Genomic DNA, 11,872 nt, shown 5'->3' on the forward strand with positions numbered 1-11,872 from the left:
TCGGGACGCGATCTCAGTAGAGCCGCGGTGACATGACCTGCGGCTCGGCGCCCGGCACCTCGAGGACGCAGCGCGGTATGCCGGGGCCTGCGGCGGCGCGTACCGTCGCCGGTGTCGGGGGGTCGGTCGGCAGCTCGATGTGCACGGTCACCGGGCGGTCGGCGCCGGTCGTGGCGTACCCCGTCTCCTTGCCGTCGACGAGGACCTCCACGACGGCCTTGTGGCCGGTCTGGACCGTGACGCTGACCGAGTGGCCCGCGTGGTCGATGTGGAAATGGTGGCGTCGTCTCATGGGATGTCGCCTCCGACCGGTCGCCGTCCACACCCCCCTGCTCCAGCGTAGCCATCCGGACCCCGGGCGGCCCGGCCGGGGGCGCGGGCCCCGTCACCCGAACAGCCGCCCTCCAGGCGTGCAACCGCCCCTCCGTCGGGTGCACTGGAGGGGCAAGCGTCCGCCGAGCATGGAGACGACCATGTACGAAATGCACGTCGGCATAGCACCCCGCGACGGGGTCTTCGTCTGGCACGTGGCCGCCATCGGTACCGCGACCGCCCTGTGCGGGCAGTCGCTCCACGAGGAGCCGCTGGAGGAGCGGGAGAGGACCGACCGTCACTGCACCCCTTGTATGAGTTCGTTCCAGGAGCTGATGAACGACCGGCGGTGACAGCCGGATTTCCGGTACCCCTCACACTCCCAGTCGGTCCCGGAGCGCCGACAGTCTCGGCCGTCGCTCGGCGCGTTCGCGCGAGTGGCGGTCGAGTTCTTCCATCAGGCGGCGGCCGCGGTGGTCGAGGTCCAGTTCGTCGAGGATCCGGTCGATCTCCGCGAGCAGCGCTCCGTACAGCTGCCAGTGCCGGGGGTCGCGCTGGACGGCGTGGAGCAGCAGGTCCGCCGCGTGGTCACGGACCGCGCGGGCCGCGCGGAGCTCGCCGGCGAGCCGTTCCTCCGCCGCCTCGGCGTCCGAGCTGACATGGGTGGAGACGAGGACGGCGAAGCTCACGATCGTGTCGGCGACACGCGCCAGGAGGTCTTCGAGGGCGATCGCGACGTCCCTGGGGAAGAGCTCCCCGCCCTTGCGCTCCTTGGCGAGGTCGGTGAGCGTCCGGGCCAGGACACGGAGCACGACGGCGCAGATCTCCAGGGTGTCGAGCCCGGTGCGCAGCACGATGCGGTGCAGGACGCCTTCCTCCTCCTTGATCCGGGGGTTGAGCCGGAGGCTGTCCTCGGCCTGGCGCAGCGCCGCGTCGACGTCGGCCACGTCGTTGTCGAGCCGGCGGGCTTCGTGCAGGCGGGCGGCGGCGTGTTCGACGGGGGTGGGGGTGGTGAGCTCCTCGCCGATTCCCAGCATGAGCCGGCGCATGCGCCGCGACAGGCCCTCGATGGACTCCCCCGCCGAGCCGACCCAGACCGGCGGGGCGAGGACCGTGTTGAACAGCAGCCCCACGATCGCCCCGATGAGGGTTTCGAGGACGCGGTCCCAAGCCGTGTCGGTGACCTGGGTGACGCCGAGGACGAGCATCGCGCTGATCGCGACCTCGGGCACGAACTCGTCCACGCGCACGAAATGGCCCACCACCAGCGAGGCCAGGATGATCAGCCCGAGGCTCCACCAGGTGAGACCGACGAGGGCGCTGAACCCGATGGCGATGACGACGCCGACGACCACCGAGTTGACCCGGCGGATGCCGGTGGTGAGCGTGGAGTAGAGGGTGACCTGGACGACGAGCAGGGCCGTGAGCGGGGCGGTGAGGGGTGCGGGTTCGCTGCTCAGCTGGAGCGCGACGACGTAGGAGATCGTGGCCGCGGCGGTGGACCGGACGGTCTGCACGACCACCGGGTCCCGGCGCAGCGACGGCAGGTCGGCGACCGTTCGTCGTAGCGCAGCGCGCACGTCGCTCACCCTGTCAGGCTTTCGCACCGGCGGACTCTTCGCACGCCGTACTGGGACGGCCCGCCGGAATGGCGATCTCGCCGGGGGTACGGTGGGATGAAGAGCGATCACGCGTCCCGACGGATGGATGAAGGTTGTGTCGACCTCGAGCCATGCGGTGTCCGGCGCCCCCTGTTGGGTCAGTCTCATGGCCCGCGATCTGCGCGCCGCCGAAGCCTTCTACGGGGGTGTCTTCGGCTGGGAGTTCCGGGCCACCCGGTTGGGCGAGGAGTTCTCCGTGGCGATCCGTGACGGGGCCCCGCTCGCCGGGATCGGCGCGCTGGCGCCGCGCCTCGCGGTGGCCGTCGCCTGGACCCCGTACTTCGCCGTCGACGACGCCGACGAGACCGCGGCGCGCATCCGGGAGCGCAGCGCCACGGTGGCCGTGGGGCCGCTGCGGTTCGGGACGGGGCGCGCGGCGCTCGCCTCGGACCGGGAGGGGGCTGTCTTCGGGATCTGGGAGGGCGAGCACATCCCCAACTGGAGTGTCGGCAAGGGTGGCGCCCCGGCCTGGCTGGAGCTGCGGACCCGGAACGCCTTCGACGCGGCGATCTTCTACGCCGAGGTGCTCGACTGGGCGGGTGAGCGGCCCGGCTGCTGCCAGGTGAGTTACGAGGACGACCATGTCGTCCTGAGCCACGCGGGTGTCACCGTGGCGCGGCTCCGCGGGGGCGCGGTGGAGGACGCCCCCGACCCCCATATCCGGCCGCGCTGGCATGTGCACTTCCGCGTGCCCGATGTCGACGAGGCGGTCGAGGCGGCCCTGCGGCTCGGCGGTTCGACGGCCTCGCCGGTCGTGCCCGCGGGCAACGGCCGCCAGGTCATGCTGCGTGATCCCGACGGCGGGCTCTTCACGGTGGCCGACAGCGTGGAGTGACCCCCGGCGCTCCGTCGCGGGGCCGGGGCGCAGCCCGGGGAGCCGGGGCGGAGCCCCCGGGGTCACTCCCCCGCGTGCGCGGCGCGCCGGATCGTGGCGTCGACGAGGGCCAGGGCCTGGTCCCGGTCACGTCCCGGGGCGCGGTTCCAGGGGCCGATGAGGCCGGTCCAGCCCTGGGCGCGCAGTTCGGTGACGATCCAGGCGGCGGAACGGTTCATGGTGTCGGCGCTGCCGTAGCCGAGGCGGTGCGCGGTGAGGAGGGCGCCGCAGAGGCAGCGGGCTCCCCGGGTGTCGCGGAGGCGGTACGGCTTGTTCTGCCAGCCCCATTCGACGAGGACGCGGCGGGCGTGGGCGAGGTGGGTGGAGGGGCGTACGTCGGGCTGTCCGATGCGGCGCCACGCGTGCAGCCGGTCGGGCAGGACGGCGCCGAGCCGGCCGGGGAGCGGTCGCTCGGCGGGCGGGGGCGGGGTGAGCCCGGCGAGGGCGGTGGCGACGAGCTGATCGACAGGGACGGAGAGCAGCCGGCGCCAGTCCTCGGCGGCGGGTGGAGGCCCGTCCGGGGTGCCCCAGTGCCGGACGATCTCCTGCCAGGCGGCGGTGTCGTAGAGCTGCGCCCCGGCGCGGTCGAGGGTGTCGGGGGCGAGGGTCGGCAGGGACATGCGCGCTCCGGACTCGGCGGATCTTTCACTCAGCAGAATGTCGGCTTTGTTCCGAGCATTCTTGAGCGATCCAGCCAAAAGTTACCAATTGGTATGCCGTGACTTCCCATGCGGGCGGCAGTAGAACTCGTTCCCCTTCCACCGACAGTGAGGGCTCTCATGGCTGTTAACCGCCGTGGATTCATCACGGCAACAGGTTCTATTCTCGGCACTCTGGCACTCCCCGCGCATGCCTACGCCTCAGCCACGCAGTCCCGCATCCCCGCTCTGGTGATCGGCACGGGCTACGGCGGCTCCGTCGCCGCGCTCCGGCTCGCCCAGGCGGGTGTGGACGTACGCATGGTCGAGATGGGCATGGCCTGGGACACCCCCGGGCCCGACGGAAAGATCTTCGCCAACACCACCACCCCCGACTACCGGTCCTTCTGGCTGCGCACCCGCACCAAGCAGCCCCTCAGCCAGTTCCTCGGCTTCCCGCTCGACAAGGACGTCCCCCGGCACACCGGGATCCTGGACGCCGAGGAGTTCGGCGGCATCACCGTCTACCAGGGCCGGGGCGTCGGAGGCGGCTCCCTGGTCAACGGCGGCATGGCCGTCACCCCGCGCCGGGAGAACTTCGGCGCGATCCTCCCGTCCGTGAACGCCGACGAGATGTACGCCGTCTACTACCCCCGTGCCAACGCCGGCCTGGGGGTCACCCACGTCGACCCGGCCTGGTGGGAGAGCGCCGCCTGCTACCAGTACGCCCGCGTCGGCCGCAAGCACGCCGAGCGCTCCGGCTTCCCGTTCGTCTTCGTGCCCAACGTCTACGACTGGGAGTACATGAAGCAGGAGGCGGCCGGCGCCGTACCCACCTCGGCGCTGGCCGGCGAGGTCCTCTACGGCAACAACCACGGCAAGAAGACGCTGCAGAAGACCTATCTCGCGCAGGCCCGGGCGACGGGACGGGTCACCGTCTCACCGCTGCACAGGGTGACGTCCGTGTCCCCCGCGGCCGGCGTCGGCTACACGGTCGAGGTCGACCGGCTCGACACCGAGGGGAACACGACGTCCACCGAGACGGTCCTCGCGGACCGGGTGTTCTTCGCGGCCGGCAGCGTCGGCACGAGCAAGCTGCTGACCAGGCTCAAGGCCAACGGCGCGCTGCCCGGTCTCAACGGCGAGATCGGCAAGGGCTGGGGCGACAACGGCAACGTCATGTGCGGGCGCGCCAACCACATGTGGGACGCGACGGGCAAGCTCCAGGCCTCCATGCCCACGGCCGGCATCGACAACTGGGCGGCGGGCGGCGCGTTCGCCGAGGTGGCGCCGCTGCCCACCGGCATCGAGACGTACGCCTCGTTCTACCTGTCGATCACGAGGAACCCGCACCGCGCCGAGTTCTCCTGGAACCCCACGGCCGGCCGGGTCGAGCTGAACTGGCAGACCGCCTGGAAGCAGCCGTCCATCGACGCTGCCAGGACCATCTTCGACAAGATCAACGCCAAGGAGGGGACGATCTACCGCACGGACCTGTTCGGCGCGTACAAGATCTGGGGCGACCACCTCACGTACCACCCGCTCGGCGGCGCGGTGCTCGGCCGGGCCACCGACAACTACGGGCGCCTCCACGGCCATCCGGGCCTCTACGTGATCGACGGCGCGCTGATCCCGGGGAACACCAGCGTCAACCCGTTCGTCACGATCACCGCGCTCGCCGAACGGAACATCGAGAAGATCATCGCCACCGACCTCTGAGGTCATCGTGCAGGTCACTGTGTGGGCAGCACACACGCCGCATCGAGACCAAGCACCCGGTTGAGCCGCCCGAACGACAACCAGGAGCCGATGCTCATCGTCAGCTCCACGATCTCGGGCTGGCTGTAGTGAGCGGTCACACGAGCCCAGAAGTCCTCGTCCTCGTCGAGACCGTGATGATCCAGGGCGTACCGCTCGGCGTACTCCGCGGCCAGCCGCGTGCGGTCGTCGAACGCATCGGTGGTACGCCACTGGGTGACGGCGTCGGCGAACGACTCCTCGACCTTCTCGCCGTCGCGGTCGGTCCGCCAGTCGAGGCAGAACAGACAGCCGTTGATCTGCGCGATACGCAGCCGCGCGGCCTCGAACTCCCGCAGCCCCAGGGTCGTATGGGCGTAGACGGAGAGGGAGAAGTTCGCGGCGGCCGTCCCGATCTCGGGGACGATCTCGCCCCATACGTACTCGATCGGGTGCCTGTCCTCGGGGACGTCGATCCTCATGGCCTCTTCCTTCCCAGTCTGCCCACCGCGGGGCGCAGCGGGACGTCGAGCGCGTCGTAGAGGCCCGGCTTCGCGTCCACGAGCCAGTCGACGGCGTTCACGAGCCGGCCGACGGCCGTGGCGTTGCCGCCCGCGGAGCGGTTCTCGCCCTCGTCGGTGGCCTCGACCGTGACCTCGATGCGCGGGCGGCCCTCGATGACGACCCGGTGGGCGCCCGCGCCGTCGGGCGGGGTGGGCCAGTCGGGGGCGGCAGAGGGGTGGATTCGGGTGACGTGCTCGATGACGATGCGGGGTTCGCCGCCGACGATGCCCTGGACCTCGAACCGTACGGCGCCCTGGGTGCCGGCCTCGAAGACGCCCATCGTGCGCGTGGTCACGGTGGTGTCGAGGGGGCGCCGCTCCAGGGTCTCGCGGATCTCGTCGAGTTCGACGCCGAGGGCCCGCGCCATGAGCCGGATCTGGCCGCCCCACACCATGGTCGGGACGGACGGGGCGAGCATCAGCGGTTCGTACTCCATGGGGTGCCCCATGCCGACGAGATGGCGGACCGAGTCCTCCTGCTCGTACGTCGAGTAGTCGAAGATCTCCTGGCAGCGGACGACGTCCACGGTGGTGCCGAGGCCGCTGATCAGCAGGGGCAGGACGTCGTTGCCCCAGCCGGGGTCGACGCCGGAGACGAACAGCGAGCCGCCGCCTTCGGCGACGGCGGCGAGCACCGGGTCCCGGAACTCGGGCGGGGCGCCGCGCTGGTCGTACAGCGGGTACAGCGCGGGTGTCACGACGACCGCGCCGCAGCCGACGGCCCTGACGACGTCGGCGAGCGCCTCGTCGGGCCGGATGTCGCCGGAGGCGGCGTACACGACCGCCCGGGGGCGGGCGGCGAGCACGGCGGCGGTGTCGTCGGTCGCCGCCACCCCGAGGGGGCGGTCGAGTCCGGCGAGCGCGCCCGCGTCGCGGCCGACCTTGGCGGGGTCGTGGACGAGGACGGCGGCGAGGGCGAGCGCGGGGTGGGCGTCGACGGCCCGTATGGCCGCGCGGCCGACGTTTCCGGTGCCCCAGACGACGGTCGGAATCATGCGGGGAGAGTAACCTGACGAACCGTCAGTTCCTAGAGTCGTGAACGGACCCGATACCGCCCTCGCGGGCGCCGCAACCCTCTCGCAACCTCGCGCCGTGTTGGCTGGGGACGCCGACCGACCGGGAAGGGGCCGTTGGATGGACCGATCCGAGGAGCGCGTGGAACTGACCCCCGCAGCCGCCGAGCTGCTGCGCCGACTGCGGGAGCTCCACGGGCCGCTGATGTTCCACCAGTCGGGCGGCTGCTGCGACGGCAGCGCGCCGATGTGCTACCGGGACGGAGAATTCCGCACCGGCGGCTCGGACGTGCTGCTCGCCTCCCTGGAGGTCACCGGCGTCGCGGAGCCGGTCCCGTTCTGGATGTCCAAGGCGCAGTACGAGGTGTGGAGTCACACCCGGCTGATCGTGGACGTCGTGCCGGGTCGGGGCAGCGGGTTCTCCCTGGAGGCCCCCGAAGGCGTCCGTTTCCTGATCCGTTCCCGGCTGATCGACTCCCCGCCGGTTGCCGCTCGGGAGACATGACGGGACGCCTGGGGATCGTTCCTCGGAGACGTACGAGGTGACGGTGCGCGACGGAAGGGCCGTCGCATCGGCCGACACGCCCGGGCGGGGCCCGATTGCCGGAGGCCCCCGACGGGGAGGAGGGCGCGCGGCGGCCGTCGGCGTACGGCACCGGCTGGTCGCCGAGGGCTCCCGTGTCCCGGCGCGCCGCTGCCCGGCGGCACGTCGACGCTGGTCACCCGGGACCCGGACGTCCCGTCGTCACCGTACGCAACCACCCCACGGGGACGGCGTCGGGATCGTCGCCCGCCGGTGACCCGTACGGACACGTTCCGTCACCGTGCGGGGCGCGCTCGCCCTGGCTAGCGTGGGACCCGGCAACGACCATCGAGACCACCATCGATCGGAAGAGAGTCACTGTCATGGCCGCACGACGTGAAGGCACCCCTGTCTGGGCCGACGCGATGTTCACCGACGTGGAAGGCGCCAAGACCTTCTACGGCGAGGTGCTGGGCTGGACCTTCGGCGAGTCGTCCTCCGAATTCGGCAACTACACCCAGGCGTACCGCGACGGCAAGGCGGTCGCGGCCGTCGTCCCGCCCATGCCCGGCCAGGAAGGCTCCCCGCAGTCGGCCTGGTGTCTGTACTTCTCCTCGCCCGATGTCGCCGCCACGGCCGAGAAGATCAAGAGCAGCGGCGGCACCATCGTCATGGAGCCGTTGGCCGTCGGCGACTTCGGCTCCATGTGCCTGGCGCAGGACCCGGCCGGAGTCCTGTTCGGCGTCTGGCAGCCCGGCAGCCACGAAGGCTTCGAGCTGGAGGGCGAGACCGGCTCCTACGTGTGGGCCGAGGTCTTCACCCGGGAGCCGAAGAAATCGGACGACTTCCTCACCTCGGTGTTCGGCTACAACGCCAAGAAGATGGCCGACGAGCACATGGACTACAAGGTCTTCGACCTGGGCGGCGAGATGCCGGTCCTGGGACGGATGAAGATGACGCCGGAGGACTTCCCGGCCGAGGTCCCGTCCTACATCCAGGTCTACTTCGCCGTCGACAACTGCGACCAGGCCGTCGACAAGGCCGTGAAGCTCGGCGGCCAGAAGGTCTTCGGGCCGATGGACAGTCCCTTCGGGCGGTTCGCGGCGATCGTCGACCCGCAGGGCGCGGCCTTCGCGGTGATCGACGTCAAGACCACGGTGGGCGAGATGCCCGAGATGGTCTGAGCGGTACGCGGGACGGTGCCCGGGGCTGTCACGGCCCCGGGCACCGTCGTGCCGTCGTGTCTCAGCTGCTGTCGCGCACCGCGACGATCCCGTTGAACACGCCGATGTACGCCGTGCCGTCGGGGCCGAGGGTGATCGGCGCCCAGTTGTTGTCGTACGCCGGGCCGGTGCCGGTGAACCGCCGCCAGGCGCGCTTCCCGGTACGGAAGTCGACGGCCGTCAGGTACCAGGCGTCGACGCCGAGCGGGTTCGGCCGCTTCTCGTAGAAGTAGAGCAGGCCGTTGGCGGTGGAGAGCTTGGGGACGGTGGAGGGTGAGCGGACGTCGCTCTCCCAGACGGTGTCGCAGCCGCTGCCGTCGGGCCGGACGTCGATCCGGGTCGCGCCGCCGACGACGCTACGGCCGAAGGTCAGCGTGGTGGGGTTCTCGTAGCCGTAGTTGTTCTCGACGACGAGGCTGTCGCCCCAGCTGATCAGGGAGTTGTCGGTGGTGGAGGCGCCGGAGCCGAAGACCGGGACCTTGCACACCAGGCGGTCGGCGTCGGGGACGTCGGTGCCGCGCCGGTAGACGAGGACGTTCATCCGGTCGTCGGCGTTGTCGGTGATGGCGACGTAGTCGTCGCGCGCGCCGAAGAGGTCGGGCGTGGTGCCCGAACCCTGGTTCACCGAGCCGGGTTTGGTGCCGGTCCCCCGGTCGTAGGTCTGGCGCCACTGGATCCGCGGGGTGCCGTCGGGGTCGGCGCGGAAGCTGTAGAGGGCATGGTCGGAGACGATGGAGACACCGTCCGCGGCGACGGAGAACGAGTTCTGGATCTCCTCGCCGTCGAGCCTGATCGAGCGGAGGGTGCCGGTGGCCGGGTCGACGGTGCCGACGCGGCCGAGCCGGGTCACCCACCAGATCCGGCCGTCCCAGTCGGGCATGACGGAGGTGACGGGGTCGCAGACGCCGCTGGGGAAGAGGTTGGTCCAGCCGACGCAGTCGTGCGGGACGAGCGGGGTGAGGTCCCAGTCGTCCTCGACGACGAACTCCCAGGCGCCGTCGGGTTTCTGACGGTGTGCGAGGCGCAGGACGTGCTGGCGGGAGTCGGCGAGGACGACGCGGTCCCGGTCGTCGAGGTAGAAGTAGGCGCCGCCGGAGGTGTCCTTGAAGATCTTCTCGAAGTCGAGCCGGGTGACGGCCTCGACGGTCGAGGAGCGCTGCGGCAGCCGGTACTCGGCGAGGGTGTCCAGGGTGCGCGGGTCGAGCAGCTTCAGAAGGAAGCCGGAGAAGGTGCCGCAGACGGTGAGGAGCCGGCCGCCGGAGTCGAAGGTGACGGTGGCGCACTCGCCGCCGAGCGCGGCCATCTTCTCGCTGTCGACCGTGGGGGCCCTGCCGAGCGGCCCGGGGAAGGGGTGGGTGCCGCTGCCGGCGCCGTCGGCGTGCATACCGCTGCGCCCGTTGGGGGCGAGGTACGGATGCTGGGCGGGCGCCTCGCCCGGCACGGGCCGGGCGGGCGCGGGAGCGCCCTCGTAGTGGTCGACGAGCCGGTGGCCGGGGGCCAGGGGTATCTCGTCGGCGAGGGCGACGGGGGTGGCGAACGCGAGGGCGGTCGCGCTCACCGCGGCGAGCGCGGCGAGCACGCGTGCTCGCCTGCGGGGGGTGGTCAATGCGGCTCCTCGGGTGCGTACGTCGGTCGCGCCGGCGGCCGACGGTAGGGAAGAGCGCGTGACTTGTACATGGAACCGCCGCTGGTTTCACGGCCACTTCATGCCGTGCATGTGGCCGTGAAACGTTACGGCTTGAGGCTGCTGACCACGTTGGCGGTGGCGGCGACCCCGTTCTGGATGGTCGGCGCCATGCTCGTGCCCGCGAGGAAGAAGCCGAGCAGGGCGCAGACCAGCGCGTGGGAGAACTTGAGGCCGCCGTTGCGGAGGAAGATCACCGCCAGGACGAGCAGGAGAAGTACGACTGAAACGGACACGGCCATCGCCCACACCCTCCTTGCGCCGCGCCGGAATCGCGGCGTTCGGCGGCCAGTGTGGCGCAGCGGGGGCGCCGTCCGGCCGTACGGCATGTCTGCCGAACGGGTGAGATTCGCCGTCAGCTGTTCAGGAAGTCCCGGAGCCCGGCGAGGTCGTCGGTGTTGATGTGGTCGACGCGGGCGGCGCGCAGCTCGCTCCAGACGGCGTCACGGGCGGGTCCAGGCTGGTCAGGGGTGGCCCAGAAGCGGACCCGCTGGCCGCGGGCGTGGGCGGTCTCGACGATGGAGCGCAGCCGGGCCCGCTCGGCGGCGGGGAAGGGGCCTTCGCCCCGCCAGCTGAAGGAGTGGGTCCAGTTGGAGCTGACGAGGGGGATGAAGGAGGCGGGCGCGGACGTCTGCGCCGCGAGGTCGTCGAGCCGGCCGTCGTAGAAGGCGTGGCGGACGCGCTGGGCCTCCATGGGGGCGCGGGCGGCGCGGTCGCCGGAGATGACGGGAGTGACGGCGCCGAGGTGGACGCGGCCGCCGGTGACGGTGGACAGCATCCGCCGGTACGGGCGGAGTTGGCGGTGGAGTTCCCGGTACGCGGCGACGCCGTCGGCCTTGATGTCGATGAGGAGCTGCACGGGGTGGCGATAACCGGCGTACACGGCACCGTGGTTGGCGCGCACGCGGGCGAACAGGGGGTCGAGGTAGAGGGAGGCGAGGGTGCGGCTCGGGTCGAGCTCGGCGGGCTCGTGGGCGACGAGCAGCTCCCCGTCGACGAGGAAGATGTCGGCCTCGACACTGGTGAACCCGTGTCCGAGGGCGTCGTGAAGGGGCCGCGCGTGCAGGTAGTCGTTGTGCGCGTGCGCCTGCGCCAACGGCCGGACGCCGTGGGCGAGCGCGGCCCCGGGCAACGCGAGCCCGGCGGCTCCGGCGGCGAGGGCGACGACGGCGGTACGACGGGTCAGGGGCGCCATGGGGTAACTCCCGGGGGTGTCGGGACGAGTGACCCACACGAGTATGTGCGCCGGCCGACTCAACGGGCGGGCGCCATCCAAGAGTTGGCCGACCCGACGCCGCCCGGTCGCCCGGGGTTGGCCGACCGGGTGCGCCTGGGGCGGCCCGGCGCGGACGACCGACGCCGCCCGGCCGCCCGGGGCTGGCCGACCGGGTGCGCCTGGGGCGGCCCGGCGCGAACGACCGACGCCGCCCGGCCGCCCGGGGCTGGCCGACCGGGCTCACCTGGGGCGGCCCGGCGCGAACGACCGACGCCCCCCCGGTCACCCGGGGTTGGCCGACCGGGAGCCCCTGAGGCGGCCCAGCGCGGAGGACCGACGCCCCCCGGTCACCTGGGGTTGGCCGACCGGGCGCGCCTGGGGCGGATCGGCGCGGACGGGCGACGCTGCCCGGTCGCCCAGGGTTGGCC

General features: G+C 71.8%; 13 protein-coding genes. 5 read left to right on the top strand and 8 right to left on the bottom strand.

Annotated features, from left to right (window positions below; all coding sequences use genetic code 11):
- Positions 1 to 13: 13 nt before the first annotated feature.
- A complete protein-coding gene (locus ACZ4VI_RS01875) occupies positions 14 to 292 on the bottom strand; it encodes a hypothetical protein (RefSeq protein WP_393485102.1) in 279 nt (92 codons plus the stop codon).
- Positions 293 to 473: 181 nt separating this feature from the next.
- On the opposite strand from ACZ4VI_RS01875, the gene ACZ4VI_RS01880 reads away from it, so the two are divergent.
- Positions 474 to 665: a hypothetical protein gene (locus ACZ4VI_RS01880; protein ID WP_362420788.1), complete on the top strand. Its 192-nt coding sequence runs from the start codon at positions 474 to 476 to the stop codon at positions 663 to 665.
- Positions 666 to 686: 21 nt separating this feature from the next.
- Here ACZ4VI_RS01880 and ACZ4VI_RS01885 read toward each other — a convergent pair whose 3' ends face one another.
- Positions 687 to 1,901 (bottom strand): FUSC family protein, encoded by a 1,215-nt coding sequence (locus ACZ4VI_RS01885; protein ID WP_467995694.1) that lies wholly within the window; start codon positions 1,899 to 1,901, stop codon positions 687 to 689.
- A gap of 178 nt (positions 1,902 to 2,079) precedes the next feature.
- On the opposite strand from ACZ4VI_RS01885, the gene ACZ4VI_RS01890 reads away from it, so the two are divergent.
- Positions 2,080 to 2,808 (top strand): VOC family protein, encoded by a 729-nt coding sequence (locus tag ACZ4VI_RS01890; protein WP_467995696.1) that lies wholly within the window; start codon positions 2,080 to 2,082, stop codon positions 2,806 to 2,808.
- A gap of 62 nt (positions 2,809 to 2,870) precedes the next feature.
- On the opposite strand, the gene ACZ4VI_RS01895 is transcribed toward ACZ4VI_RS01890, so the two are convergent.
- Positions 2,871 to 3,467 carry a DUF6197 family protein gene (locus tag ACZ4VI_RS01895; protein ID WP_467995698.1) on the bottom strand — a complete coding sequence of 199 codons (597 nt, stop codon included), beginning with the start codon at positions 3,465 to 3,467 and terminating at the stop codon, positions 2,871 to 2,873.
- A 159-nt stretch (positions 3,468 to 3,626) separates the two neighbouring features.
- Here ACZ4VI_RS01895 and ACZ4VI_RS01900 point away from each other — a divergent pair, with 159 nt between their 5' ends.
- On the top strand, positions 3,627 to 5,204 hold the full coding sequence (locus ACZ4VI_RS01900) for a GMC oxidoreductase (protein ID WP_467995699.1): 1,578 nt from the start codon (positions 3,627 to 3,629) through the stop codon (positions 5,202 to 5,204).
- A 14-nt stretch (positions 5,205 to 5,218) separates the two neighbouring features.
- Here ACZ4VI_RS01900 and ACZ4VI_RS01905 read toward each other — a convergent pair whose 3' ends face one another.
- Entirely contained in the window at positions 5,219 to 5,704 is a 486-nt protein-coding gene (locus ACZ4VI_RS01905) for a carboxymuconolactone decarboxylase family protein (protein WP_467995701.1), read from the bottom strand.
- Positions 5,701 to 6,780: an NAD(P)H-dependent amine dehydrogenase family protein gene (locus ACZ4VI_RS01910; RefSeq protein WP_467995703.1), complete on the bottom strand. Its 1,080-nt coding sequence runs from the start codon at positions 6,778 to 6,780 to the stop codon at positions 5,701 to 5,703. Before ACZ4VI_RS01910 ends, ACZ4VI_RS01905 begins: the two co-directional genes overlap by 4 nt.
- 139 nt (positions 6,781 to 6,919) lie before the next feature.
- On the opposite strand from ACZ4VI_RS01910, the gene ACZ4VI_RS01915 reads away from it, so the two are divergent.
- Together ACZ4VI_RS01915 and ACZ4VI_RS01920 are read left to right on the top strand one after the other, a co-directional pair.
- Positions 6,920 to 7,303, top strand: coding sequence for a DUF779 domain-containing protein (locus ACZ4VI_RS01915; RefSeq protein WP_467995705.1), 384 nt, complete (start codon positions 6,920 to 6,922; stop codon positions 7,301 to 7,303).
- 401 nt (positions 7,304 to 7,704) lie between these two features.
- Positions 7,705 to 8,505, top strand: coding sequence for a VOC family protein (locus ACZ4VI_RS01920; protein ID WP_467995707.1), 801 nt, complete (start codon positions 7,705 to 7,707; stop codon positions 8,503 to 8,505).
- Between the two features lie 61 nt (positions 8,506 to 8,566).
- On the opposite strand, the gene ACZ4VI_RS01925 is transcribed toward ACZ4VI_RS01920, so the two are convergent.
- The 3 genes from ACZ4VI_RS01925 to ACZ4VI_RS01935 all read right to left on the bottom strand — a co-directional run bounded on the left by ACZ4VI_RS01925 (position 8,567) and on the right by ACZ4VI_RS01935 (position 11,423).
- Positions 8,567 to 10,150 (bottom strand): hypothetical protein, encoded by a 1,584-nt coding sequence (locus ACZ4VI_RS01925; RefSeq protein ID WP_467995709.1) that lies wholly within the window; start codon positions 10,148 to 10,150, stop codon positions 8,567 to 8,569.
- A 125-nt stretch (positions 10,151 to 10,275) separates the two neighbouring features.
- Positions 10,276 to 10,470: a hypothetical protein gene (locus tag ACZ4VI_RS01930; protein ID WP_352190023.1), complete on the bottom strand. Its 195-nt coding sequence runs from the start codon at positions 10,468 to 10,470 to the stop codon at positions 10,276 to 10,278.
- Between the two features lie 113 nt (positions 10,471 to 10,583).
- Positions 10,584 to 11,423, bottom strand: coding sequence for a phosphatidylinositol-specific phospholipase C/glycerophosphodiester phosphodiesterase family protein (locus ACZ4VI_RS01935; protein ID WP_467995711.1), 840 nt, complete (start codon positions 11,421 to 11,423; stop codon positions 10,584 to 10,586).
- Positions 11,424 to 11,872 lie beyond the last annotated feature (449 nt).

It is taken from the genome of Streptomyces sp. NPDC029169 (genome assembly GCF_055563935.1).

What these genes read in the sequence shown, in the direction of transcription:
- ACZ4VI_RS01930 (WP_352190023.1), bottom strand. Translation starts at nt 10,470, where the DNA reads ATGGCCGTGTCCGTTTCAGTCGTACTTCTCCTGCTCGTCCTGGCGGTG.
- ACZ4VI_RS01910 (WP_467995703.1), bottom strand. Translation starts at nt 6,780, where the DNA reads ATGATTCCGACCGTCGTCTGGGGCACCGGAAACGTCGGCCGCGCGGCC.
- ACZ4VI_RS01895 (WP_467995698.1), bottom strand. Translation starts at nt 3,467, where the DNA reads ATGTCCCTGCCGACCCTCGCCCCCGACACCCTCGACCGCGCCGGGGCG.
- ACZ4VI_RS01905 (WP_467995701.1), bottom strand. Translation starts at nt 5,704, where the DNA reads ATGAGGATCGACGTCCCCGAGGACAGGCACCCGATCGAGTACGTATGG.
- ACZ4VI_RS01915 (WP_467995705.1), top strand. Translation starts at nt 6,920, where the DNA reads ATGGACCGATCCGAGGAGCGCGTGGAACTGACCCCCGCAGCCGCCGAG.
- ACZ4VI_RS01935 (WP_467995711.1), bottom strand. Translation starts at nt 11,423, where the DNA reads ATGGCGCCCCTGACCCGTCGTACCGCCGTCGTCGCCCTCGCCGCCGGA.
- ACZ4VI_RS01880 (WP_362420788.1), top strand. Translation starts at nt 474, where the DNA reads ATGTACGAAATGCACGTCGGCATAGCACCCCGCGACGGGGTCTTCGTC.
- ACZ4VI_RS01900 (WP_467995699.1), top strand. Translation starts at nt 3,627, where the DNA reads ATGGCTGTTAACCGCCGTGGATTCATCACGGCAACAGGTTCTATTCTC.
- ACZ4VI_RS01890 (WP_467995696.1), top strand. Translation starts at nt 2,080, where the DNA reads ATGGCCCGCGATCTGCGCGCCGCCGAAGCCTTCTACGGGGGTGTCTTC.
- ACZ4VI_RS01920 (WP_467995707.1), top strand. Translation starts at nt 7,705, where the DNA reads ATGGCCGCACGACGTGAAGGCACCCCTGTCTGGGCCGACGCGATGTTC.
- ACZ4VI_RS01875 (WP_393485102.1), bottom strand. Translation starts at nt 292, where the DNA reads ATGAGACGACGCCACCATTTCCACATCGACCACGCGGGCCACTCGGTC.